The sequence below is a fragment of the Cupriavidus sp. NPDC089707 genome, from assembly GCF_044748965.1.
Taxonomy (GTDB): domain Bacteria; phylum Pseudomonadota; class Gammaproteobacteria; order Burkholderiales; family Burkholderiaceae; genus Cupriavidus.
This window is the reverse complement of the sequence record NZ_JBIVHB010000004.1, coordinates 325,996-350,510: the sequence shown is the minus strand read 5'-3', so window position 1 is coordinate 350,510 and position 24,515 is coordinate 325,996. Positions and strand designations below refer to the sequence as shown.

Below are 24,515 nucleotides of genomic sequence, written 5' to 3'. Positions count from 1 at the left end.
TGGCGGTCGGGATAGGCCGCGGCGCCGACGATCTCGGAGAGGAACTGCTCGGAGGCGGCGTCGCCGTGCAGCACGCAGTTCTCGCCGCCTTCTTCGTAGTTGAGGACGAACTGCAGCGCAACGCGCGCGCCGCCCGGCCAGCGGGCGTGCGGCGGCTGTGCGCCGTAACCGATGAGATCGCGTGGATAGTTCTCTGTTGTCATGGGTCGTTGCTTGCTTCAGGGGAACCGTCCGGGCCGCGGCGCCCGCAAGCGCTGTTGACCATGCAATGTGCGTGCCAGTCACTGGCCCGGCGGCGTACTTCGATATAACCGTTACTCGGTGCCGTGCGAATTGGCGGCGGCGTTGCGCATCGCTTCTTCGCGCGACTGGATGCCGTTGTAGAACAGGTTCAGCGCCACGGCCACGATCGTGCCAAGCACGATGCCGCTGTGGGTGAAGGGGTCGGTCCACTTCGGCAGATACTGGAAGAACGTCGGTGCCAGCGTCGGGATCATGCCGAAGCCGATCGAGATGGCGACGATGAAGAGGTTGTGGCGGTTGCGGTTGAAATCGCAGGAACCCAGGATGCGGATGCCGGTGGCAGCCACCATGCCGAACATCACGATGCCGGCGCCGCCGAGCACGAACTGCGGCACCGAGGCCACCACGTGGGCCATCTTCGGGAACAGGCCGAACGCGACCAGGATCAGGCCGCCGGCCGCTGCCACATAGCGCGAGCGCACGCCGGTCACGGTGACCAGGCCCACGTTCTGCGAGAACGAGGTGTACGGGAAGGTGTTGAAGATGCCGCCGATCACGGTACCCAGGCCGTCGGCGCGCAGGCCGCGGGTCAGGTCTTCGTTGCTCAGCTTCTTGCCAGTGATGTCCGACAGCGCCAGGAACATGCCGGTCGATTCCACCAGCGTGATCAGCATGACGATGCACATCGACAGGATCGCGGTCACCTCGAAGGTCGGCATGCCGAAGTGCAGCGGCGTGATGACGGCGACGAAGCTGGCTTCGTCCAGCCCCTCGAACGACACCTTGCCCATCCCCATCGCCACCAGCGTGCCGATGATGATGCCCAGCAGCACCGCGCAGTTGGCCACCAGGCCGCGGCCGTACTTGGTCAGCAGCAGGATGATGACCAGCGTCAGGCCGGCGATGCCAAGGTTGGCCAGGTCGCCATAGGCCAGGTTTGGCACTTCCTTGACGACGCCGTCGATGACAGTGCGCGTGGTGGGCTGGCCGCCGGCCGACCAGTTGATGGCCACGCGCATCAGCGACACGCCGATCAGCGTGATCACCGTGCCGGTCACCACCGGCGGGAACAAGCCGAGCATGCGCCCCATCATCGGCGAAATCAGGATGCCGAAGATCCCTGACGCAATCACCGCGCCGTAGATGCCGAGCAGGCCGACGTTGGGATCGGTGCCGATGGCGATCATCGGCGCCACCGAGGCAAAGGTCACGCCCATCATCACCGGCAGGCGGATGCCGAATTTCCAGAAGCCGATCGCCTGGATCAGCGTGGCCAGGCCGGCGGCGAAGAGGTCGGCGTTGATCAGGAAGGCCAGCTGGTCCTTGGGCAGCTTGAGCGCGCCGCCAACGATCAGGGGTACGGCAACCGTGCCGGCGTACATCACCAGAACGTGCTGCAAACCAAGCGCGAGCAGGCGCCCTGAAGGCAAACGCTCGTTGGTGAGGTCCGTGGGGACCGTGGTGCTTGCGGAATTCATTGGTGCGTCTCCTCTCCTTTGGTTTGATGGGAACGCCACGTCCGTGCCTGTTGTGTTGCCAGCAATGCGTGTTGCTGGCGTTGTTATTGGCCTGCCGTCGCTGCGCTCTCGTTTGCACTGCCTGGGCGCGGTGCGGACGGCGGGCGTTCGGCCTTCTTCTTGCGGGGGCGTGGCGGGAACACCGTGCTAGGTGGAGCGGCCTAGCACGCTGCGAAGATCAAAGTTGCCCGGCTCATCCGGCTGCACGCGGTCGGCGCAGGCGCCGAGATGGTGCGCCATGCGCGACTGGGCCAGCGCGGCATCGCCCTGTTCCAGGGCGTCGAGGATTTCCTCATGCTCATCAAACGAGCAGGCGTTGTTGCCCGGGGCTTCCACACTGGCGATCATCAGCGTGGTGCGCGACACCAGCCGGCGCATCATGTTGACCAGCAGGGCGTTGCCCGACAGTTCCGCCAGCGCTGTGTGGAATTCGGCGGACAGGCGGATCCATTTGGGGCGGTCGTGCGTCAGGAAGGCCTGGCGCTCGCTGGCAACCATCTTGCGCAGCGGCGCGATCACGGTCTTCACATCAGGCATGCCGGCGAGCTTTTCCAGCACCGCGCGCTCCAGCATCTGGCGCAGCTCGAACATGTCGTGCGCTTCGTCGGTGGAGGGGCTGGCGATAAAGGCGCCGCGGTTGGGTTCGAGGTCGACCATGCCGTCGGCGGCCAGGTGCGACAGCACCTTGCGCACCGTGTGGCGCGCGGTGGCATAGATCTCGCAAAGCGAATGCTCGGTGAGCTTGGTGCGCGGCGGCAGCCGGTGCTCCATGATCGCGTCGTAGATCTCGTGGTACATGCGCTCTTCGACCGAGCCCTTGCGCGCGGGCTTGTCCGGCCTGGCGGGCAGGGACCCCGCTGGGTCGGCATCGGAAACGCCGGTGACACCGGCAATCAGCTTCAGGCTCTTGGACATCTTGGCACCAGCAGTCATGCAATCAGGTCGGTCCGGACCCCCGTAATCCCCTCTATCAGGGTCTGGTGATCCGAAAATTGTTGACAATTATTTGGTTGGGGCTTCAATATTGTCAACAAAACCAACTCAGGTTTTCGACAACTCAGGGAAATCCCTGAGTTGCCAACCGGGTCGGGCAGGCGCATTGTCGCCACGCACCAACCCAGCGCCGGGATGCGTTACCAGACGTACCGAGCGGGCACCATTCCCACAAATGGTGCTAGTGAAGGCAGCGGCGCCCCTCACAACCCAATCGCAAAGGACAAATACGATGGGACGCTTGACCACCCATGTTCTTGACACCGCTGCCGGCACGCCTGGCCAAGGGATGTCGATTACTCTCCATAAAATTGTCGACAATCGACGCGAAACCCTGAAAACCGTGGTCACCAATCACGACGGCCGCTGCGACCAGCCGCTGCTGGAAGGCGCTGACTTTGCCGTCGGCGTATACGAACTGGAATTCGCCGCGGGCGACTATTTCCGCGCACAGGGCACGAAGCTGCCCGAGCCGGCTTTCCTGGACGTGGTGCCCCTGCGCTTCGGCATTGCCGACGTCAACGCGCACTATCACGTGCCGCTCCTGGTTTCGCCCTGGTCGTACTCGACCTACCGCGGTAGCTGAAGCGCGGTCTAGGGAAACAGGAGACAAGACATGGAAGGCTATATCCTCGACTGGGCCAATATGCTGCTGCGGTGGGTGCACGTCATCACCGCCATTGCATGGATCGGCTCTTCGTTCTATTTCGTGTGGCTGGACAACAGCCTGACCAAGCCCACCGCGCCTGACCTGAAGGAAAAGGGCGTCGACGGCGAGCTGTGGGCCGTACACGGCGGTGGCTTCTACAACCCGCAGAAGTACCTGACCGCGCCCAAGCAGTTGCCGGAGAACCTGCACTGGTTCTACTGGGAGTCGTACTCGACCTGGATGAGCGGCTTCGCGCTGCTGGTGGTGCTGTACCTGTTCAACGCCAGCACGTTCCTGATCGACAAGAATGTGTTCGACATGTCGCCTGGCGCGGCGGTCGGCTTCGCGGTGTCGTACCTGCTGATCGGCTGGATCGTCTATGACAGCATCTGCCGCCTGTTCAACAAGAATGACCGCCTGGTCGGCATCCTGGTTGCGATCTACATCGCGGCAGCCGCTTACGTCGCATGCCATGTCTTCTCGGGCCGCGCGGCGTTCCTGCTGACCGGCGCGATGGTGGCGACGATCATGAGCGCCAACGTGCTGGCGTGGATCATCCCGGGCCAGCGCAAGGTGGTGGCGGCACTGAAGGCCGGCCAGCCGGTGGACCCGATCCACGGCAAGCGCGGCAAGCAGCGCAGCGTGCACAACACCTACTTCACGCTGCCGGTGCTGTTCGCGATGCTGTCGAACCACTACAGCATGACCTACGCCCACAAGTACAACTGGGTGGTGCTGATTTTGATCATGCTGTCCGGCGTGCTGATCCGCCAGTTCTTTATCCTCAAGCACAAGGGCAAGATCAATGTCCTGTGGCCCGCCGCAGGCGTTGCCGCGCTGGGCGTTGTGGCAGTGATGATCGCGCCGCAGCCGCGTCCGGCCGTGGCCAAGGCCGAAGGCGAGGCCGCTGCGACCGTCAGCTTTGCCAAGGTGCAGGAAGTGATGAACGCGCGTTGCGTGCAGTGCCACGCCGAGCAGCCGAAGATGATGCCGACTGCGGCCAAGGGGATCAAGCTGGAGACGCCTGAGGAGATCAAGACGCATGCGCAGCTGATTTATCAGCAGGCTGTGCAGCAGAAGGCGATGCCGCTGGGCAACGTGACGCAGATTACCGACGACGAACGTGCGCTGCTGGGGCAGTGGTTCGAAGGCGGTGCCAAGACCACCAACTGACGGTGGCCTGAGCTGAAAAGAGTTGCGGCCGGCTTTTCGATAAGCCGGCCCGCGAAATCCGAGCATCGGTGATCGACGGTCCGGAGGCTGTGCTGTTGGCAGCCGTCATTACCGGACCGGCGAGGGTTTGAACGGGGCCATGTGCCCCGTTTTTTTTGGGGGGATTTCGTGGGGTCGGTCGCCGTTGGTGAGATGCTGTTGGCCGTTGACGCGATGTTGTCGCCCTTGATGACATGTTGTCGGCCGTTGAACCGCCTGGTTCCGCCCTCCTGGGCGGGTCACTTTTTGTCCGAGCGACAAAAAGTAACCAAAAAACGCGTCGCCTGAGCGGCTGGCTATCCATTTCTCGGGGTTGGTGGTTCGGGCGGTAGTGATTTCCGTTTGATCGGGATGGTGGTTCGGGCCTGCTACGCACCCTGTCTGTGCCTGCTTCCACGGACTGTTGAACGAACCCGAAGCAGGGGATTGGCCGCCTGCTAAGTGCGTTATCGGTGGGACGCCTTCGGCTGCGCTGCGCGCACTCAGCCTCGTAGGTCGGGGCTCGGGCACGGAGTGCGTCGCTACGCTCGCACAACGCTATCGCGTGCGATGCCGGCCCTCAGCGCGGGTCAGAATGTGGTGGCCAGCTATGCCGCGTTTGGCCCGGGCGCAGCCAGCCGAAGGCGTTCCTACGACGTAGCCGGCAGCAGGGGCCACCCACAGCTCTGGGCTCGTTCGATCACCGCTTCAACGCAGAGTCCCCGTAGCGCACCACGGCGGCAGGCAGTCCCGCTTTGTGAGGAAGCGAAGCCCCGTACGAAAACCCCCGCCCACTACGATAAAAGTGGCCGCCCGCCCAGGGCGGTAAACGCGCTTTTTGGTGACTTTTTGTCGCTCGGACAAAAAGTTACCCGCCCAGGAGGGCGGAACCAGGCGGTTCAACAGCCGACAGCATCTCACCAACAGCGACAACAGCGCTTCAAAAGCCGACAGCATGTCACCAACTGCGACAACCGCGCCAAAACCCATAATCACCCCCCGATATTCATCAGCGCCAGCAAACCAAGCACCACGAAGATCCCGGCAGCGATCTTATGCACCAACCCAATCGGCATCTTGTTGGCAAACTTGTCCCCCAGCAGCACCGCCGGCGCGTTGGCGATCATCATGCCGAAGGTCGTGCCGGCCACCACCGCCACCACCGCATCGCTGAAGCGCGCCGCCAGCGCCACCGTGGCGATCTGCGTCTTGTCGCCCATCTCGGCGAAGAAGAAGGCCACGATAGTGGTCCCGAGCACGCCGATGGCGCCCTTTACCGGCTTTGCCTGCTCGGCATCGTCGAGCTTGTCGGGAATCAGCATCCATGCGCCCATCGCGATAAAGCCCAGGCCCAGGATCCAGCGCAGCAGGCCTTCTCCGACCACGTGTGTGAGCCATCCGCCAAGCGCGCCCGCAAAGCCGTGATTGACCAGGGTGGCGATCAGGATGCCAAGGATGATGGGGAGGGGTTTGCGATACCGTGCCGCCAGCACCAGCGATAGCAGCTGCGTTTTGTCGCCCATTTCGGCAAGGGCGACGATGCCTGTGGAGACGAGGAAGGCTTCCATGTTGTTATGTGGGGTAACCGGGCCGCAATGCATCGCGAGATGCCAATGACGCACACCTTTCCCGGCCCGGCCAGAAAGGTATGGTCATCGGTCTCGCCAGGCATGGACACTGCCTTGGCCGTTCTGGCCAGGCGGGTCCGGCGCTGCGCACGCCATAACCGCAAGCGGTCAAGTCTGTTGACGTACGCCCCTGTCCCCCGAAGTCCGCATTGCGCGGCGCGGTGAGAGCAGGGCGGCTACTCCCCAATGGAAGCGCGAATTATAACTGCGGCGGCGGCGTGTCGTCCACCGCCGCGCGCCGCTGGCCGATGATCAGGCCGGCACCGGCGCGTTCTCGCTGGTCTGGCGGCCGCGGAAATCGGTCCAGCACAGCGCCTTGAAGTCATACAGCTTGCAGCGGCGCGCGGTGCCGAAATACCAGCGCCAGGAGAAGTTCTCGATGATGATGCGGCCCGGCAGCGCGTGTTCCAGCACCGCCTGGGCGCGCTTGAGGCGGTACAGCGGCACGCTCATGTCGACGTGGTGCGCGGTGTGTTCCATGATGTGGTGCAGCGCCGTGCCGATGCCATGGCGGAAGCGCAGGTGCACGGTGGTCGAGACGAACGGCTGGGCCTTGGCCCACATCGTCTTGGTGTCGTACCACGCGACGCTGGTATGGGTATGGTGCACGTACAGCACGAAGCCCACGGTCAGGTTCCACACCAGGAAGGGCAGCACAAAGCCGGCGCCGACCAGCATCCAGGCCGACTGGCCGGTGGCAAAGGCCAAGGCCACCAGCCCGCCGATCCACGCTACGCCGAAGGCTGCCACCAGCAGGCAATCGCGCACGAAGACCGGACGGCGGGTTGCCATTTGCCGCTTGCTGGGGAAGAACAGCTTGCTCCACCAGATCTCGACCAGGTAATACAGGCCCGGCCCGAAGCCGGTGCGGTAGATGCGCTCCATCGCACGGCGCCAGCGCGGCAGCGCCTTGAATTCTTCCAGCGAGTAGGGCGCCCAGACAAAGTCGAAGCCCTTCAGGTTGGTGTAGCCGTGATGGACCACGTTATGGCCGACTTCCCACAGGCTGTATGGCGTCAGCGACGGCAGGAAGGTCAGCCGGCCCAGCCATTTGTTCAGGCCGCGACGTGGCGTCAGGCTCTGGTGGCAGGCATCGTGGCCGATGATAAACAGGCGCGCGATCACCAGCCCGGCCAGCACGCCCAGTGCCAGCTTGGCGGCCCAGTGCGAGGCCAGCACCACGCCAGCGAGCACGGCGGCGAACAGCAGGTAGTCGAAGGCGAACAGCGCCAGCGCGCGCGGCGTGCTGCGCTCGCCCAGCGGGATCAGCCAGCTGCGGATGACCTTGCGCGACGGGAATGGCGCGTCCGGGGCGATCGGCTCGGGCAGCGGCAGCCGGCCCGGCTTGGCGGACTGCCGGGCATGCTGGGCATGCTCGGGATGCGCTGAGGGCGTGGATGGGATTGCGGTCATGCGGAACCTTCTGGTTTTGCGGTCGGATGGCGTAGGCCAATGCGTCCAATGAGGCCGACGCAGGCCAGCCCAGGCCGGCCATGGCGAAACCACAAGGTTAGAAGGCTTTTCCGGTGGGGTTCTTGACGGGGGTCAACCCGGAGGGACTCGCTAAGCGGTAAAAGCGCGCCCGCCGCGAACGGGCCGGGCGCCTTGGTGCCGGATGGGCGCGCAGGATGTGACGGATCAGGCGGTGGCTCGCGCCGGCTCGCCCATGATGTAGACGCTGTCGATCACGCGGTCGTCGCCCAGCATGGCAAAGGCGAACAGTTCTTCTTCCAGCGTCTCCGAGCGGTTGCTGCGGCGGGCGATCAGCGGCGTGGCCTTGGGATCGAGCACGATGAAGTCGGCCTCGCAGCCCTCGCTGAAGCTGCCGACGCGGCCGGTCCAGCCCAGCGCCTCGGCGGCGGCGCGCGTGGCCAGGTAGAACATGCGCAGCGCGGTCAGGTAGTAGCCGCCCATGCGCGCGACCTTGTGCGCGGCGTTCATGGTGCGGAACATCGAGAACGAGGTGCCGCCGCCGACGTCGGTGGCCAGTGTCACGTTCAGGCGGTTGGCGTCGGACTGGTGGAAGTCGTAGAAGCCGCTGCCCAGGAACAGGTTGGAGGTCGGGCAGTGCGCCACCGCCGCGCCGCTGTCGGCCAGCCGGCGGCGGTCGTCCTGGTCCAGGTAGATGGCGTGGCCGTACATCGCGCCAGGACGCAGCAGGCCGTAGCGGTCGTAGACGTCCAGGTAGCTGCGCGCATCCGGGAACAGCTCGGCGACCCATTTGACTTCATCGCGGTTCTCGGCCACGTGGGTCTGGATAAAGGCGTCGGGGTAGGCGCGCGCCAGTTCGCCGCAGGCGGACAGTTGCGCTTCGGTCGAGGTGGGGGCGAAGCGCGGCGTAATGGCGTACGACAGGCGGCCCTTGTTATGCCAGCGCGACAGCAGGTCGGCCGAGTCCCTTGCGCCGGTCTCGGCGGTATCGCGCAGGAATTCGGGGCAGTTGCGGTCCATCATCACCTTGCCGGTGACCATGCGCAGGTTGCGCGCCTCGCTCTCGGCGAAGAGCGCCTCGGCCGAGGCCTTGTGCACCGTGCTCCAGACCACCGCGCTGGTGGTGCCGTTGCGCAGCAGTTCTTCGGTGAAGAAGCCGGCCACGCCGCGGGCGTAGTCGGGATCGGCGAAGCGGCGCTCTTCCGGGAAGGTATAGGTGTCGAGCCAGTGCAGCAGGCCCGGCGACGGCGACGCGATCATGTCGGTCTGCGGGTAGTGCACATGGGTGTCGATAAAGCCCGGCACGATCAGCTTGCCACGGTGATCGACGATGTCGGCGCCGGCCGGAATGCGGTCTGCCAGCTTCGCATACTCGCCGGCCGCGGCAATGCGGCCGTCGGTGACGATCAGCACCCCGTCGTCCCAATACTGGTACGCATCCTCATGGAACTGCGGGTCGCGCAGGAAATGCAGCACGCGGCCGCGGATGGCACGGGTGGTGGGCTCAGTCTGGGGAGTGGTCGTCATGGTTTTGTCTCTTGTGGCCGGCCCGAGCGCTGACACGCAGCGGGCCGGGCTATTGGCATGCCCCGCGCTCAGGCCGCTGGGGCCGTTGCGGACGGGGATTTGGGCTTGGCCGACCAGAAGTGGTCGACTTCGGCCAGGAACTCGGCCTTCTGCACCTCGGGCAGGAAGGCCGCTTCAAAGCTGTTGCGCGCCAGCTTGTGGGCGTCGGCGGCATCCAGCGGCAGTGCGTCGAAGGTGGCTTCCCAGTTGGCGTTCATGTAGCCGCCAAAGTAGGCCGGATCGTCCGAATGCAGCGTGATCGCCACGCCCGCATCGAGCATGCGCTTGAGCGGGTGGTCGCGCAGGTCGGGGTAGACCTTGAGCTTGACGTTGGACAGCGGGCATACCGTCAGCGCCACGCGCTCGCGCGCCAGGCGGTCGACCAGCGCCGCGTCGTCGATGGCGCGCACGCCGTGGTCGATGCGCTCGGCCTTGAGGATGTCGAGCGCGTCGCTGACATATTGCGCCGGGCCTTCCTCGCCAGCGTGGGCAACCAGGTGCAGGCCCAGTTCCTTCGCGCGAGCGAATACGCGCGCAAACTTCTCGGGCGGGTTGCCTTTTTCGGACGAATCCAGCCCTACGCCGACAAAGCGGTCGCGGTAGGGCAGCGCGGCTTCCAGCGTGGCGAAAGCGTCTTCCTCCGACAAATGGCGCAGGAAGCACAGGATCAGGCTGCTGGAGAAGTCGTATTCCGTGCGCGCCTGGGCCAGGGCGTCGGCAATGCCGTCGATCACCACGCCGATCGGCACGCCGCGCGCGGTATGGGTCTGCGGATCGAAGAAGATCTCGGCGTGGCGGACATTGTCGGCGACGGCGCGCTTGACGTAGTCCATGGTCATGTCGAAGAAATCTTCCTCCGTCAGCAGCACGCTGGCGCCGGCGTAGTAGATGTCGAGGAACGACTGCAGGTCGGTAAAGGCGTAGGCGGCGCGCAGGGCCTCCACGCTGGGGTAGGGCAGCGCCACCTGGTTGCGCTGGGCCAGCCGGAAGATCAGTTCAGGCTCAAGCGTGCCTTCGATATGCACATGCAGTTCGGCCTTGGGGGTACGGCGGATCTTGTCCGCCAGTGCGGCATCGATGGTCATGGGGGCCTCGTGTTCTCTATGCCCGCCGGCCAGGGCCGGCGGCACGGGTTCTCAGGGATGCACCGCCTCCGCCAGGCCCGCACGCAGCGCGGCTAAGCGCTGTTCGCGAACCTGGAGCAGCTGGGCGACGATGGCAACCGCAATCATAGCCGGAGCCTTGTCGGTGATCCCGGGAACCCCCATGGGGCATGTCATTTCCGCAAACCTGGCCGGGTCGATGCCATGCTCGGCCATGCGGTGTTCAAAGCGTGCGCGCTTGGTCTTGGAACCGATCAGGCCGAAGTAGGCGAAATCAGTGCGCTTCAGGATTTCTTCGCACAGGGTCTGGTCGAGCGCATGGCTGTGCGTCATCACCAGGAAATAGCTGCCCGCCGGCGCCTGCGCGACCACGGCCTCGGGCGTGTCGCTGGCCTCGGCCTCGACGTTGTCGGGCAGGCCGTCAGGAAACAGCGTGTCGCGCTCGTCGACCCAGTGCACGCGGCACGGCAGCGTCGCCAGCACCTTGACCAGCGCATGGCCGACGTGGCCGGCGCCGAACAGCACTACGTGCATGGCGTCAGGCACCAGCGTATCGGTCCAGCTGCCATCCGGCTGCAGGTCGACCGCGGGGAGGACGGCGCGGCTGTCGGCAAAGGTCACCGCGCCGCTGGCCGGCACGTGGCGCTGTAGCGCGCGCTGCGCGCCGAAATTGCGTTCGACCGCATCGAGCCACGCCAGGTCGGCCTCGCCCAGCACCTCGAACGCCAGTTGCACCACGCCGCCACAGCACTGGCCCAGCGCCGGGCCGAGCGGGATGCGCTCGATGCGGCGCTGCTCATGCCGCACCAGCATCGCGCGCGCGATATCCATGCCGCGCCATTCCAGGTGGCCGCCGCCGATGGTCCCGACGAGATCGTTCGGGCTGACCAGCATGCGGATGCCGGGCTCGCGCGGGGCCGAGCCCTTGACCTCGACGATGGTCACCATCGCCACCGGCACGCCGGTGCGCACCATGCGGGCGGCGTCGGCGAAGCGGAAGGGTTTGAGCGGTGCGTCCTGCATGTCGGGGCCTTGTTGGAATACTGGGTCTTGCTGGGTGCAGGGTTGGCGCGCGCCTGCTTCTTCCGCCGGCCCCGTACCTGTCACGGCAGACACGGGGGGAAAGTCCGGGGCGCCCGCGGGCGCGCGCTTCCTTGCTACGGTCAGGCAGCCTGGGCTGCCGCTTCGCGTACCGCTTCCACGGCGTCGAGGATCGCCTCGCTGGTGGCGGGCGCTTTCAGCGGCGGGTTGATGCGGTAGTCGCCCACCGCCGCAATTGCGTCGCGGATCGCGAAGAACACCGAGAACGGCAGCAGCAGCGGCGGCTCGCCCACCGCCTTGGAGCGATGGATGCTGTCCTCGACGTTCTGGTTCTGGAACAGGCGTACGTTGAATTCCTCGGGGCAGTCGTTGACCGTCGGGATCTTGTACGTGGACGGAGCGTGCGTCATCAGCTTGCCGTCCTTGTTCCACCACAGTTCCTCGGTGGTCAGCCAGCCCATGCCCTGGATAAACGCACCCTCGACCTGGCCGATATCCAGCGCCGGGTTCAGCGAGCGGCCGGCGTCGTGCAGCGCGTCGGCGCGCAGCAGCTTCCATTCGCCGGTCAGCGTGTCGACCAATACCTCGGAGCAGGCGGCGCCGTAGGCGTAGTAGTAGAACGGGCGGCCATGCAGCTTGCTCTGGTCCCAGTGCAGCTTGGGCGTGGTGTAGAAGCCGTCGGACCACAGCTGCACGCGCGCCACGTAGGCCTCGCGCGCCAGCTCGCCGAAGGACACGCGCAGTTCGCCGGCGCTGACCAGGTCGTCGTTGAAGCGCACTTCGGACGGCTCCACGCCAGCCTTGCGCGCGGCAAACGCGGCCAGGCGCTCGCGGATCTGGCGGGCGGCATCCTGCGCGGCCTTGCCGTTCAGGTCGGCACCGGTCGATGCGGCGGTCGCGGAGGTATTGGCCACCTTGCTGGTATCGGTCGCGGTCACGCGCACGCGTTCCATGCGGATGCCCAGCTCATGCGCCACCACCATCGCCACCTTGGTGTTCAGGCCCTGGCCCATTTCGGTGCCGCCGTGGTTCACCAGCACCGAGCCGTCGTTGTAGACGTGCACCAGCGCGCCGGCCTGGTTGAAGTGGGCCACGTTGAACGAGATGCCGAACTTCACCGGGGTGATGGCGATGCCCTTCTTCAGGACCGGGCTCTGCGCGTTGAAGGCGCGCGTGGCCTCGCGGCGTGCACGGTATTCGCTGGTCGCGACCAGTTCGTCGATCAGCTCATGGATGACGTTGTCTTCCACGGTCTGGCCGTACGGCGTGACGTTTTTTTCGGTCTTGCCGTAGAAATTGGCGCGGCGCACCTCGAGCGAATCCTTGCCGACGTTGCGCGCCACGTTGTCCAGGATGTATTCGATTGCGAACGCGCCCTGCGGGCCGCCGAAGCCGCGGAAGGCGGTATTGCTCTGCGTATTGGTCTTGCCGCAGTAGCCGTCGATCTGCACGTTCGGCAGCCAGTAGGCGTTGTCGAAGTGGCAGATGGCGCGGGTCATCACCGGGCCTGACAGGTCGGCCGAGAAGCCGGCGCGCGACACCATCTCGACCTTGACGCCCTCGATGTGGCCGTCGTCGTCGTGGCCCACTTCGTAGTCGAACACGAAGTCATGGCGCTTGCCGGTGATCATCATGTCGTCGTCGCGGTCCGGACGCAGCTTGACCGGGCACATCAGCTTCCACGCGGCCAGCGCGGCGCAGCAGGCAAACAGCGCCGACTGCGATTCCTTTCCGCCGAAGCCGCCGCCCATGCGGCGGCACTCGACCAGCACCTGGTGCGCCTGCCAGCCCAGCATATGGCACACGGCATGCTGCATCTCGGTCGGGTGCTGGGTCGAGCACCACACGTGCATGCCATCGTTCTCGCGCGGGGCGGCGTAGGAGATCTGGCCTTCCAGGTAGAACTGTTCCTGTCCGCCGAGCCGGATGTTGCCGCTGTCCTTGTGGGCAGCGCCGGCGATATGGCTGACAGCCTCGCCGCGCTTCAGGTGCATCGGCGGCAGCACATAGCTGCCGGCTTCGTGCGCGGCCTCCGGCGACAGTACCGGCGGGAGGTCTTCATACTCGATCACGCCCAGGCGTGCGGCGCGGCGGGCAGCGTCGTGCGACGTCGCCACCACGATGAAGATTGGCTGGCCGATGAACTGCACCACGTCGCGCGCCAGGATCGGGTCGTCGTGGATGATCGGGCCGCAGTCGTTGGTGCCGGGGATGTCGTCCACCGTCAGCACGGACACCACGCCGGGCGCGGCACGCACCTTGTCGAGCGAAATGGCTTTGATGCGGGCGTGCGCGCGGCTGCTCATGCCGAGCGCGGCGTGCAGCGTGCCGGCCAGCTCGGGGATGTCGTCCGTATAGGTGGCGGTGCCGGCCACGTGCAGGTGGGCGGATTCATGCGGACGCGAGATGCCGACCTGCGGCACTGCCTCGGCGGCAATGCCGGCGTCGAGCAGGAAGGGTTCGGTTTGCTTGTTCATGCCGATTTTCCTTTTTCTCTCAGGCCGTGACGATTGCGATGGTGCCGGCGCCGGGCGCACGGACATTGACGGCTGCCGCGGGCAGCGCTTCGCTGGTGGTTTCCAGCCAGAAGCGGTACAGCAGGTTGGCGGCGCCGCGGCTGCGGTACGACGCGGTCGCGCGCATGTCGCTCAGCGGGGTGTAGTCCTGCGCCAGCGCGGCCATGCCGGCACGGGCGGTGGCTTCGTTCCACGGCTGGCCGGTCAGGGCCGCTTCCGTGGCGGCCGCGCGCTTGGGCGTGGCTGCCATGCCGCCGAAGGCGATGCGCGCCTCGCTGACGATGCCGTCCTGCACGGTGATGCCGAATGCGGCACACACGGCGGAGATATCCTCGTCAAAACGTTTGGACAGCTTGTAGGTGCGGAAGTGCTGCGGTCCCGCCACCGGCACGCGCAGCGCGGCGACGAATTCGCCTTGCTGCATGGCGGTCTTCTGGTAGGCCAGGTACAGGTCTTCCAGGGGCAGCGTGCGGCGGGTTTCGCCAAGCTGCAGCACCACTTCCGTGCCCAGCGCAATCAGCGCCGGCATCGAGTCGCCGATCGGCGAGCCGTTGGCGATGTTGCCGCCAAGCGTGCCGGCATTGCGGATCGGCAGCGAAGCGAAGCGCTTCCACAGCTCTTCCAGTTCCGGGTGCACGGCGTTCAGCGCGGTGTAGGCCTTTTCCAGCGTCACGGCGGCACCGATTTCGACCATGCCGTCGCGTTCCTCGATCCGGTTCAGGTCTTCCACCTGGCCAACGTAGAGCAGGTTGCCCAGCTCGCGGAATTGCTTGGTCACCCACAGGCCGACGTCGGTGCTGCCGGCGAGGATGCGGATGTCGGGCTGCGCCGCCTTGATGGCGCCAAACTCGGCCGCGGTGCGCGGAGCGAAGAATTCTTGCCCTTGCGCGCGGTAGCGGAAGGTCTCGCCGCGCTTGAGGTTGCGCAGCGTGTCGGCGATCTGCTTCGGGTCCAGCTTGCCGTCCGTGGGGGCGGGCAGGGCCATCATGCGCTCGCCGGCGTCGATGATCGGGCGGTAGCCGGTGCAGCGGCACAGGTTGCCGGTCAGCGCGTCGCAGATGGTCTGGCGCGAAGGCGCCTCGCCACCCGGGGTGTGCTGCTGGTACAGCGCCCACAGCGACATCACGAAGCCGGGGGTGCAGAAGCCGCACTGCGAGCCGTGGCACTCGACCATGGCTTCCTGCACCGGGTGCAGGGTGCCGTCGGCCTGGCGCAGGTCCTCGACCGTGATCAGGGCCTTGCCGTCGAGCGTGGGCAGGAACTGGATGCAGGCATTGACCGCCTTGAATTCGACGTCGCCGCCGTACTGCAGCTCGCCGATGACGACGGTACAGGCGCCGCAGTCGCCTTCGGCGCAGCCTTCCTTGGTGCCGGTGCAGCGGGCGTCTTCACGCAGGTACTGCAGCACGGTGCGGGTAATGGGGGCGTCGGATACTTCCTTGACCTGGCCGCGGTGGAAAAAGCGGATGGTTTGCGTCTCCATGGTCTTCTCTCTCTTGGGGATGGCGGAAACATAGCATCGCTACGTTTCATGCAATATTCGACCCAGGTGATATGCGCCATCAGCGGGCACGCCCGTCGGTGCCCGGCCGCACTGAGCGATATGCGGATTTGACCGATTGTGGGGTGCGTGTCATACACTATGCGCCGTTCCCATCCCCCACGCCACCCATCCGGCCGCCGCCGGAGGGCCGCCCATCGCCATGCACGGACGCGACCATCTCGATACTTATTTGCTGCGGGTGCTCCACACCCTGCTGACCGAGCAGAGCGTGACCCGTACCGCCGTGCGCCTGGGCCAGTCGCAGCCCGCCATCAGCAACACCCTGAAGCGCCTGCGCGAGATCACCGGCGACGCCATTTTGGTGCGGGGCAAAAATGGCATGGTGCCGACCGAACGCGGCCGCGAACTGCTGGCGCTGGCCGAGCAAAGCCTGGCGGCGATGGACCGCATCGCCCGCCCGCCGCAGCAGTTCGACCCGGCTACCACCACGCGCACCTTCCACCTGGGCGCGCCGGACTACCTGGACGCCTTCTTCCTGCCCAATATCGTCGAGCGCGTGCGCCGGCTGGCGCCGGGCGCCAAGTTGTTCGTGCATCCGATGACGTCGTCGTCGGACTTCCTGGACGACCTGGAGCAGGGCCAGCTGGATATCGTGGTCGGCAACTGGTTGTCGCCGCCGGAGCACCTGCATATCTCGCCGCTGTTCGACGATGAGGTGGTGTGCATGCTGGGCGCGCAGCACCCGCTGGCGCGCAAGGGGCTGACGCTGAAGCACTACCTGGAAATGCCGCACCTCGCGCCGGCGCCGTATGCGTCGATGCAGCGCAGCATGATCGACCAGGCCCTGGCCGAGCAGGGCTACAAGCGCAATATCCAGGTGACGCTGCCGTATTTCGGGCTGGTGCCATATGTGCTGATGAAGACCGACATGGTCTTCACCACCGGCCGCCAGTTCGCGGCGCATTATGCGCAATACCTGCCGATCCGGATGGTGCCATCGCCGGTGTCGTTCCCGCGCATGCGCTTCTACCAGCTTTGGCATGAGCGCTGCCATGCGGCGCCGGACATCATGTGGATCCGGCGGATGATCGCAGAGGTGGCCGCGGACCTGCCGCAATTGCCGCGGCTGGAGGCGGAGGCGGGGTGATGCCCCGCCGGCGTCTTATTTCTGCGCGGTCTGCGCCTTGTAGCTCGGGAAGAACAACTGTTCCCCCTCAACCTTGTAGCCGGCGATCGCGTCCTGCCCTTCCTTTGAAGTGATCCACTCCACCAGCTTCATCGCATCCGCATAGTTGATGCCCGCATGCCTGGCCGGATTGACCGCGATGATGCCGTACGGGTTGAACATCTTCGGGTCGCCTTCGATGGCAATGGCCAGCCCCGTCTTGGCGCGGTAGGCGCCATAGGTGGCGCGGTCTGACAGCGTGTATCCCGGCATCTGCGCGGCCATGGTCAAGACCTCGCCCATGCCCAGCCCCGCGCTGACGTACCACGGTTTGCCCTTGGGCTTGATGCCGATCTCTTTCCAGTACTCCTTCTCCATCACGTCGGTGCCGGAGTTGTCGCCGCGCGAGATGAACTTGCTGCCGCTGCCGGCGAGCTTGCGGAAGCCGGCGAGCACATCCTTGCCGCCCTTCACGCCAGCAGGGTCACTCGACGGGCCGACCACGATGAAGTCGTTGTACATCACATCGCGCCGGTTGACGCCATAGCCGGCGGCGACGAAGGCGTCTTCCATCTTGCGGGCGTGGACCAGCAGCACGTCGACGTCGCCCATCTCGCCCATTTTCATCGCCTTGCCGGAGCCGACAGCGATCACCTTGACCGTGACGCCGGACTTCTGCTCGAAGCGGGGCAGCAGGTACTTCAGCAGGCCCGAGTTTTCGGTGCTGGTGGTAGTGGCTAGCTTCAGTTCGCCGGCCTGCGTCGCTGAGATCAGGGCCAGGCAGGCAACGGCGGTGGCGTGGCGCAGGTGGCGGAACGTGCGTGGGATGTGGCGCGACGGCATGCTGGGATCCTTTGAATTATGTTTTAACGGACATAATTGCCTTTCCTTATCCCTCTCAGGGAGAATGCAGCGAAAGACAATAAACATGGGGTGTTCATTGTGGTTCAGCGAGATTTCACAAGTAAATATGAGGTGGGGAACATATGAGCTTTCGATTCGATCTGTTCCCGGTCATCGCGCCTGACGACAATCCGCGCGCCAACGACAAGGTGTTCCAGCTGCTCAAGGCGGTGCGCGAGACAGGGTCGCTGCACCGCGCCGCGCGTGAGATCGGCTTGTCGTACCGCCATGCCTGGGGCGTGATGCGCACGTGGGAAGAGATGCTGGGGCGCACCATGCTCGACATGGAGCGCGGCCGCGGGGCGTCGTTGACACGTTTTGGCGAGCGGCTGCTGCGTGCCGAGTTGCGCTTGCGCGAGTCGGTCGAGCCGGTGGTGCAGAAGGCGATGGCGGAATTCATTGCCGAGCTGGACGATGCGCAGCAGCCACAATCCAGCGTGCATTTCACAGGCAGCCATGATCCAGCGGTGGAGCTGCTGGCGGCCGCATTGGGGCAGGCAGCCACGCCTTTGCGCCTCGACACCGTATTCTGCGGCAGCGTGGAAGGGCTGGTATGCCTGCAGGAGCGGCAGTCGGAGCTGGCGGGCTTCTACGTGTCGCCGGTGCAGACGGCGGGATCGGTAGCGCATGTGACCTTGCGCAAATGGCTTCGGCCGGCGTCCGTGCGGCTGCTGCGCCTGGCATGGCGCGAGCAGGGGCTGATCGTGGCGCCGGAGCTGGCGCGCGAGATCCGCGACCTACCCGACCTGGTGCGCACCCAGGCGCGCTTTATCAATCGCCAGCGTAGTTCCGGCACGCGCATGCTGTTCGACCAGTTGCTGGCGGCGCGGGGCCTGTATCCCGACCAGATCGCCGGCTACGAGGATACGGAGTTCAGTAATGAGAAGGTGGGAGAAGCGGTCCATGGCGGACGGGCCCAGGTCGGCTTCGGGCTGCGCATGAATGCCGAAAGCCACGGACTGGCCTTTGTACCGCTGACGCGCGAGGCCTATTACCTGGCGTTGCGCAAGAACGACCAGACCGCCGGCTGGATGGCGGCGCTGATGGCCTTGCTGGCAGATCCGGCGTTTGCCAAACGCATCGAAGCGCTGCCCGGCTATGCCATGGCCGAACCAGCCGGGGTGCTGACGCCGCAGGAAGCGCTGCCCTGGTTCGGGCCTGATGGCAAGGAGGGTAGCTGAGCAGCAAGCCGGGCGGGATGAAGTGAGGGATCACGGGCGCGCTGCCCGCCCGCCCCGGTCGTATTACACTCCTTGCCAGGGCGTGCCCCCGCGCGCGCCCGGCCTTGCAAGGAGCACCATGCTGGAAACCGCCGCGCTGGCCGCGGGCATGTCCTGGGCCAGTGGTTTTCGCCTCTACCTCGCCGTCCTCGCCGCCGGCGTGCTGGCACGCCTGGGCTGGCTGGAACTGCCCCCCGGGCTGCAGCCGCTGGAATCCTGGTGGGTGATCGGCGTGGCCGCAGTGCTGGCCGTGGCCGAGTTCGTCGCCGACAAGGTGCCGGGCTTTGACTCGGTCTGGGACGGCATCCATACCTTTGTGCGCATCCCCGCCGGCGCGATCCTGGCGGCCGCCGCGTTCGGCCAGCTCGACCCGCAGTGGGTGGTGGCGGCCGGACTGATCGGCGGCACGCTGGCCGGCACCGCGCATGCGGCCAAGGCCGGCGCGCGGGCCCTGATCAACATTTCGCCGGAACCGTTTTCCAACTGGGCAGCCTCATTCACCGAGGACCTGACCGCGACCGGCAGCCTGCTACTGGCGTTTTTCCTGCCGGTGGTGTTCCTGGTGGTGCTGGCGCTGTTCCTGGTGGCCGCGATCTGGCTGCTGCCCAAGCTATGGCGTGGCGTGCGCCGGCTGCATGCCACGCTGCGCGGCGGCAGCGCGCGGCCGGGGCGGCCGGGACCTCCCTAGCGCTGTGCCGTTCACGCCGGACCGTATCCCTGCTCCCTGGCTTCCCGACTGATCCGGGGCGCACCGGCGCCACGCAAGAACCGAACAAATAACCGAACAACCGATGCCCCCCGAGTCCGCCATTGACGCCCCGACCACCAACGCCAGTCCCGCCGCCGGCGCGAGCACCGCGCAAGCGGGCAGGTTTTCCGCCTGGCGCCAGGCGCTGCGCATGGCACGCCGCGACTGGCTCGCCGGCGAGCTCTACCTGCTGCTGTTCGCGCTGGTGCTGGCGGTGGCGGCGCTGTCCAGCGTCGGCTTCATGGCCGACCGCATGCGGCTGGGGCTGGAGCGCGATGCGCGGCAGATGATCGCCGCGGACGTGCTGCTGGTCTCGGACCATCCTTTCGACGCCGCCTTCGCGCAGCGTGCCGGGCAGCAGGGGCTGGCGGTGGCGCAGACGGTGACCTTTCCGAGCATGGCCACGGCCAGCGGCAAGCCGCGCGCGGCCGGCGCCGACGCGCCCAGCCAGCTGGCCGCGCTCAAGGCCGTGACCGACGGCTATCCGCTGCGCGGCAAGCTCAGGGTGACCAACGCGCCGGGCACGCCGGACGCGCCCGCCGAAGGCATTCCCGCGCCGGGCACGGTATGGGTCGACGAAGCGCTGCTGGGCGCGCTCGGCGTGAGCGTGGGCGATGCGCTGCAGCTCGGCAGCCGCACCTTCCGCATCGACCGCATCATCACGCAGGAGATGGACCGCGGCACGGGCTTCATGAACTTCGCGCCGCGCGTGCTGATGCCGCTGTCGGACCTTGAAGGCACCGGCCTGGTCGGCTGGGGCAGCCGCGTGACCTACCGGTTGCTGGTGGCTGGCCCGGACGCCGCCGGCGCCGCGTACCAGAAATGGGCGCAGGATGAAATCGGCCGCCGCAAGCTGCGCAACACCCGCATCGAATCGCTCGAATCCGGCCAGCCGCAGATGCGCGCAACGCTCGACCGGGCCGAGCGCTTCCTGTCGCTGGTGGCGGTGCTGTCCTCGATGATCGCGGCGGTGGCGATCGCGATGTCGGCGCGCCGCTACATGCAGCGCCATACCGACGCCTGCGCGGTCTACAAGTGCCTGGGGCTGTCGCGCGGGCAGATCCTGCGCGCGTTCGGGCTGGAATTCCTGCTGATCGGTGCGGCCGGCGCGCTGGCCGGGGTGCTGATCGGCTATGTGGCGCACTACGGGCTGCTGCTGTCGCTGGGCGGGCTGCTCAAGGTGTCGCTGCCGCAGCCGTCGGCGTTGCCGGCGGTGGTGGGTGTGCTGGCGGGACTGGTGCTGCTGACCGGGTTTGCGCTGCCGCCGCTGCTGGCGCTGACGCGCGTGGCCCCACTGCGGGTGCTGCGCCGCGATATCGGGCTGCCGCCGGTATCGGCGTGGGTCGCGTACGCGCTTGGACTGGGTGCCTTCGTTGCGCTGCTGCTGGTGGCGGCGCGCGACCTGCGGCTTGGGCTGACTACCGCGGGCGGCTTCGTCGGCGCCGGCGTGGTGTTCGGCTTGCTGGCGCTGGGGCTGCTCACGTTGCTGTCGCGCCTGCTGCGCGGGCGCTTGCGTGGCGCCGCGTCAATGGGCTGGCGCTTCGCGCTGGCGGTGCTGGAGCGCCGCCGCGGCGTCACCGTGCTGCAGACCGTGGCGCTGGCGGTGGGGCTGATGGCGCTGCTGCTGCTCGGCATGACCCGCAACGACCTGGTCGATTCGTGGCGCAGCGCCACGCCTGCCGACGCGCCTAACCGCTTCATCATCAATATCCAGCCCGACCAGCGCGAGTCGCTGCGCCTGATGCTGGCCGGCGCGGGCATCAAGGACCTGCTTTATCCGATGGTGCGCGGGCGCCTGACCCATATCGGCGAGCGCGCGATCCAGGCCGGCAGCTTCGAGGACGGCCGCGCGCGCAACCTGGTCGAGCGCGAATTCAACCTTTCCTATACCGATGTGCTGCCGGAGGGCAATCGCGTGATCGCCGGCCGGTGGTCCGACGGCAGCGCCGGCACCGGCGCGGGCGCCTCGGTGGAGGAGGGCATCGCCAAGACGCTGGGGATCCGCCTCGGCGACACGCTGCGCTTCGACGTGGCCGGCCAGGCGGTGCAGGCGCGCGTGACCTCGCTGCGCAAGCTCGACTGGGGCTCGATGCGGGTCAATTTCTTCGTGATCCTGCCGCCGTCGGCGATGCAGGGCATGCCTGAGACCTACATCACGTCGTTCCACCTGCCCGCGGCCAGCGCGGCGCTGGGCAACCGGCTGATCGCGGCCTTCCCCAACATCACAGTGGTCAACACCGACATGATCCTGCGCCAGATCCAGGACATCCTGGACCAGGTGATCGCTGCGGTGGAGTTCCTGTTTATCTTTACGCTCGCCGCCGGCGTAACGGTGCTGTACGCGGCGCTGTCCGGCGCGCGCGACGAGCGCATGCGCGACGCCGGCCTGCTCAAGGCCCTGGGGGCGTCGGCGGCGCTGGTGCGGCAGACCCAATACGCGGAATTCCTCGTGGTGGGCGGCCTGGCCGGCTTCCTGGCGAGCCTGGGCGCGATCGCTGTGGGGTGGGGGCTGTCGCAGTTCGTTTTCGACTTCCCCTACCGCTTCAATGCGTGGATCGTGCCGGTCGGCGTGGTTTCTGGCATGCTGTGCGCTTTTGCCGGCGGCTGGCTGGGCCTGCGCGAAGTGCTGCGCCAGCCGGCGCTGGCGACCTTGCGTGACGCCTGAGCGGCGCCACGTCCCGAGTTTGTGATGAGTACTGAATCCAATCAACAATCCAGCAACACCGACGGCACCCCCGAGGTCACGGCATTCGAGCTGGTCGGCGGCGAGGCGCGCGTGCGCGAGCTGGTCGACCGCTTCTACGACCTGATGGACCTGGAAACCCAGTTTGCCGCGCTGCGTGCGATCCATCCGCCTTCGCTGGAAGGCTCGCGCGACAAGCTGTTCTGGTTCCTGTGCGGCTGGCTGGGCGGCCCCAACCACTTTATCGAGCGCTTCGGCCATCCGCGCCTGCGCGCGCGCCACATGCCGTTCGAGATCGGCATCAGCGAGCGCGACCAGTGGATGCGCTGCATGGCATTGGCGATGCAGGACGTCGGCCTGCCCGAGGACCTGCAGCTGCGCCTGATGCAGGCGTTCTTCCAGACCGCCGATTGGATGCGCAACGTGGCGCGCTGAGGCGCCTCCCTCCCCCTTTTCACCGCGAAAAAAACTCCGCCCATGTCCGTGCAACTGCCTGAAGGTGCCTGCCGCGTGCTCGATTTCTGGTTCGACCAGCCCGGTTCGTCGGCCTGGAATACCGCGCGCCCCGCATGGTTCACCAAGTCGGATGACTTCGACGCCCGGATCCGCACGCACTTCCTGTCCGACTGGCAGGTTGCCAGCGAGGGCGCACCGGACGACTGGTCGGTCACGCCCGAAGGCGCCTGCGCGCGCGTGGTGCTGCTGGACCAGTTCCCGCGCAACATATTCCGCAATGATCCGCGCAGCTTCGGCACCGATGCGCTGGCGCTGGCGCTGGCCAAGCGCATCGTCGCGACCGGCATGGACCGTGCGCTGCCGACCGACTACCACCGCATGTTCTGCTACATGCCGTTCGAGCATTCGGAAACGCTGGAAGACCAGGACGAGGCGGTGCGGCTGATGATGCAGCTGCGCAAGTCCAGTGGCGGAAGGGTGGATGTGGTGGAGTGGGCCGACAAGCACCGCGAGATCATCGCGCGCTTTGGCCGCTTCCCGCACCGCAACGCGGTGCTGGGCAGGCCGAGCACGGCGGAGGAACTGGCGTTCCTGCAGCGGCCGGGCTCGTCGTTCTAGGCGCGGCAGACGCCGCGCCGGGCGTCAGGTCTTGTCGCGGGCCTGCTGCCACTTGTCCACGCGCACGCGCGGCGCGGCGGCCAACTGGTCCAGCAGCGTGCCCGGCAGGTCCGCCACGTGCAGCAGGTCGGCATGCATCTGCTTCAGGAATCCTTCCTGCACGGCATGGCCGAGAAAGCCGAGCATGCCCTCATAGAAACCACCGACATTGAGCAGTCCCACCGGCTTGTCGTGGTAGCCCAACTGCAGCCAGGTGAAGGTCTCGAACAGCTCCTCGAAGGTGCCCACGCCGCCGGGCATGGCGATGAAGGCATCGGAACGATCGGCCATCATTTGCTTGCGCTCGTGCATGTTGCGCACCACGTGCAGCTCGGTCAGGCCGCGGTGGCCCACCTCCTTTTGCATCAGCGCTTCCGGGATGATGCCGATGACGGTGCCGCCATGTTCCAGCACCGCGTCGGCCACGGTGCCCATCAGGCCGACCTTGCCGCCGCCATAGACCAGCGCCAGGCCGCGCTCGGCGAGCGTGCGGCCGAGCAGGCGCGCGCCCTCGGCATATTCGGGGCGGTTGCCGGGGCTGGAGCCGCAATAGACGCAGACAGATTTCACTTCTTTTCCTTTGCCGCCTCGGCGGCTGCCTTGGACGCCGCGTAGTCGCGCGCCAGCTGATCGAACGCCGCGCGCGCGCGGCCGCGCAGGTAGGGCGCGAGGATCGAGAAGATGTGGTAGCTCGAGCCGTGCAGGTAGCCGCGGATCTGCTCGGGATCGTTGTACTGGCGCGGATGCTGCACGAACTGGAACGACAGCCAGTAGGTGGCGATCACCACCATGTTGGTGCAGATCGCCTCGACCTGCTCGGGCGTCGCTTCCATCTCGCCATCTTCCAGGAACTGCCGGCAGATCTCGTGCGCGAAGCGCTGCTTCTGCTCGACGATGCGCTTGAAGTTGGTCTCCAGCATCCGGTTGCGCGCCAGCAGGTCGTTGATGTCGCGATACAGGAAGCGGTAGTTCCACAGGAACTCGGACATGTACTGCAGGTAGCCCCAGCTCTCATCCAGGGTCGCCTTGTGGTCGTCCGGCATCTTCAGGCGGCGCTCCATCTCCTGCTCGAAGCGCACGAAGATGGAGTTGATGATGTCGTCCTTGTTGCGGAAGTGGTAGTAGAGATTGCCGGGGCTGATCTCCATCGCTTCCGCGATCGTCGTGGTGGTGACGTTCGGCTCGCCGACTTCGTTGAACAGGCGCAGCGAGACGTCGAGGATGCGGTCCCTGGTGCGGCGGGGGCCGGTTTGCGGTTTCGGTTCCATGGGCGTCCGGGCGATGGGTCGATCGCTGAATCG

The 24,515-nt window shown here is 66.4% G+C and carries 20 protein-coding genes, 1 pseudogene and 1 riboswitch; of the genes and pseudogenes, 8 read left to right on the top strand and 13 right to left on the bottom strand.

Annotation, left to right across the window (positions count from 1 at the left end; translation table 11 throughout):
- From ACIP1U_RS10180 to ACIP1U_RS10170, 3 genes and pseudogenes are all read right to left on the bottom strand, one after another.
- Positions 1-203: pseudogene (locus ACIP1U_RS10180) on the bottom strand (allantoinase); the annotation flags it as partial.
- A 111-nt stretch (positions 204-314) separates the two neighbouring features.
- Positions 315-1,721 (bottom strand): nucleobase:cation symporter-2 family protein, encoded by a 1,407-nt coding sequence (locus ACIP1U_RS10175; protein WP_400314397.1) that lies wholly within the window; start codon positions 1,719-1,721, stop codon positions 315-317.
- A 186-nt stretch (positions 1,722-1,907) separates the two neighbouring features.
- Positions 1,908-2,675, bottom strand: a complete 768-nt coding sequence (locus ACIP1U_RS10170; protein WP_400314395.1) for a GntR family transcriptional regulator — start codon at positions 2,673-2,675, stop codon at positions 1,908-1,910.
- A 310-nt stretch (positions 2,676-2,985) separates the two neighbouring features.
- Here ACIP1U_RS10170 and uraH point away from each other — a divergent pair, with 310 nt between their 5' ends.
- Positions 2,986-3,339 carry a hydroxyisourate hydrolase gene (gene uraH / locus ACIP1U_RS10165; RefSeq protein ID WP_400314393.1) on the top strand — a complete coding sequence of 118 codons (354 nt, stop codon included), beginning with the start codon at positions 2,986-2,988 and terminating at the stop codon, positions 3,337-3,339.
- A 30-nt stretch (positions 3,340-3,369) separates the two neighbouring features.
- Positions 3,370-4,575: a urate hydroxylase PuuD gene (locus tag ACIP1U_RS10160; protein ID WP_400314391.1), complete on the top strand. Its 1,206-nt coding sequence runs from the start codon at positions 3,370-3,372 to the stop codon at positions 4,573-4,575.
- A gap of 1,010 nt (positions 4,576-5,585) precedes the next feature.
- On the opposite strand, the gene ACIP1U_RS10155 is transcribed toward ACIP1U_RS10160, so the two are convergent.
- From ACIP1U_RS10155 to xdhA, 7 genes are all read right to left on the bottom strand, one after another.
- On the bottom strand, positions 5,586-6,161 hold the full coding sequence (locus ACIP1U_RS10155; RefSeq protein ID WP_400314390.1) for a TMEM165/GDT1 family protein: 576 nt from the start codon (positions 6,159-6,161) through the stop codon (positions 5,586-5,588).
- Between the two features lie 31 nt (positions 6,162-6,192).
- A riboswitch (yybP-ykoY riboswitch) is annotated at positions 6,193-6,418 on the bottom strand.
- 55 nt (positions 6,419-6,473) lie between these two features.
- Positions 6,474-7,634, bottom strand: coding sequence for a fatty acid desaturase (locus tag ACIP1U_RS10150; RefSeq protein WP_400314389.1), 1,161 nt, complete (start codon positions 7,632-7,634; stop codon positions 6,474-6,476).
- A 225-nt stretch (positions 7,635-7,859) separates the two neighbouring features.
- Positions 7,860-9,179 (bottom strand): guanine deaminase, encoded by a 1,320-nt coding sequence (guaD, locus tag ACIP1U_RS10145; protein ID WP_400314387.1) that lies wholly within the window; start codon positions 9,177-9,179, stop codon positions 7,860-7,862.
- 68 nt (positions 9,180-9,247) lie between these two features.
- Positions 9,248-10,303, bottom strand: a complete 1,056-nt coding sequence (locus tag ACIP1U_RS10140; RefSeq protein WP_400314386.1) for an adenosine deaminase — start codon at positions 10,301-10,303, stop codon at positions 9,248-9,250.
- Positions 10,304-10,354: 51 nt separating this feature from the next.
- Complete coding sequence (gene xdhC / locus ACIP1U_RS10135) at positions 10,355-11,344, bottom strand: xanthine dehydrogenase accessory protein XdhC (RefSeq protein ID WP_400314384.1); 990 nt, start codon at positions 11,342-11,344, stop codon at positions 10,355-10,357.
- A gap of 140 nt (positions 11,345-11,484) precedes the next feature.
- Positions 11,485-13,839, bottom strand: a complete 2,355-nt coding sequence (gene xdhB / locus ACIP1U_RS10130) for a xanthine dehydrogenase molybdopterin binding subunit (protein WP_400314382.1) — start codon at positions 13,837-13,839, stop codon at positions 11,485-11,487.
- 19 nt (positions 13,840-13,858) lie between these two features.
- A complete protein-coding gene (gene xdhA, locus ACIP1U_RS10125; protein ID WP_400314380.1) occupies positions 13,859-15,361 on the bottom strand; it encodes a xanthine dehydrogenase small subunit in 1,503 nt (500 codons plus the stop codon).
- A gap of 220 nt (positions 15,362-15,581) precedes the next feature.
- On the opposite strand from xdhA, the gene ACIP1U_RS10120 reads away from it, so the two are divergent.
- Positions 15,582-16,529 carry a LysR substrate-binding domain-containing protein gene (locus ACIP1U_RS10120; RefSeq protein ID WP_063241445.1) on the top strand — a complete coding sequence of 316 codons (948 nt, stop codon included), beginning with the start codon at positions 15,582-15,584 and terminating at the stop codon, positions 16,527-16,529.
- A gap of 15 nt (positions 16,530-16,544) precedes the next feature.
- Here ACIP1U_RS10120 and ACIP1U_RS10115 read toward each other — a convergent pair whose 3' ends face one another.
- Positions 16,545-17,390 (bottom strand): substrate-binding domain-containing protein, encoded by an 846-nt coding sequence (locus tag ACIP1U_RS10115; RefSeq protein ID WP_400314378.1) that lies wholly within the window; start codon positions 17,388-17,390, stop codon positions 16,545-16,547.
- A 143-nt stretch (positions 17,391-17,533) separates the two neighbouring features.
- Between ACIP1U_RS10115 and ACIP1U_RS10110 the strand changes: the two genes are divergently transcribed.
- From ACIP1U_RS10110 to ACIP1U_RS10090, 5 genes are all read left to right on the top strand, one after another.
- Positions 17,534-18,631, top strand: coding sequence for a substrate-binding domain-containing protein (locus ACIP1U_RS10110; RefSeq protein WP_400314376.1), 1,098 nt, complete (start codon positions 17,534-17,536; stop codon positions 18,629-18,631).
- A 118-nt stretch (positions 18,632-18,749) separates the two neighbouring features.
- Positions 18,750-19,358, top strand: coding sequence for a DUF4126 domain-containing protein (locus ACIP1U_RS10105; RefSeq protein WP_400314375.1), 609 nt, complete (start codon positions 18,750-18,752; stop codon positions 19,356-19,358).
- A gap of 103 nt (positions 19,359-19,461) precedes the next feature.
- The gene (locus tag ACIP1U_RS10100) at positions 19,462-22,083 is read left to right on the top strand and encodes an ABC transporter permease (protein WP_400314374.1); all 2,622 of its coding nucleotides are present in this window, start codon (positions 19,462-19,464) and stop codon (positions 22,081-22,083) included.
- 24 nt (positions 22,084-22,107) lie between these two features.
- Positions 22,108-22,536, top strand: a complete 429-nt coding sequence (locus tag ACIP1U_RS10095; RefSeq protein WP_400314373.1) for a group II truncated hemoglobin — start codon at positions 22,108-22,110, stop codon at positions 22,534-22,536.
- A gap of 42 nt (positions 22,537-22,578) precedes the next feature.
- Positions 22,579-23,175: a DUF924 family protein gene (locus ACIP1U_RS10090; RefSeq protein ID WP_400314371.1), complete on the top strand. Its 597-nt coding sequence runs from the start codon at positions 22,579-22,581 to the stop codon at positions 23,173-23,175.
- A gap of 24 nt (positions 23,176-23,199) precedes the next feature.
- Here ACIP1U_RS10090 and ACIP1U_RS10085 read toward each other — a convergent pair whose 3' ends face one another.
- Both ACIP1U_RS10085 and ACIP1U_RS10080 read right to left on the bottom strand, forming a co-directional pair.
- Positions 23,200-23,784: a TIGR00730 family Rossman fold protein gene (locus tag ACIP1U_RS10085; RefSeq protein WP_400314370.1), complete on the bottom strand. Its 585-nt coding sequence runs from the start codon at positions 23,782-23,784 to the stop codon at positions 23,200-23,202.
- The gene (locus ACIP1U_RS10080) at positions 23,781-24,482 is read right to left on the bottom strand and encodes a TetR/AcrR family transcriptional regulator (RefSeq protein ID WP_400314368.1); all 702 of its coding nucleotides are present in this window, start codon (positions 24,480-24,482) and stop codon (positions 23,781-23,783) included. Before ACIP1U_RS10080 ends, ACIP1U_RS10085 begins: the two co-directional genes overlap by 4 nt.
- Between the last annotated feature and the right edge of the window lie 33 nt (positions 24,483-24,515).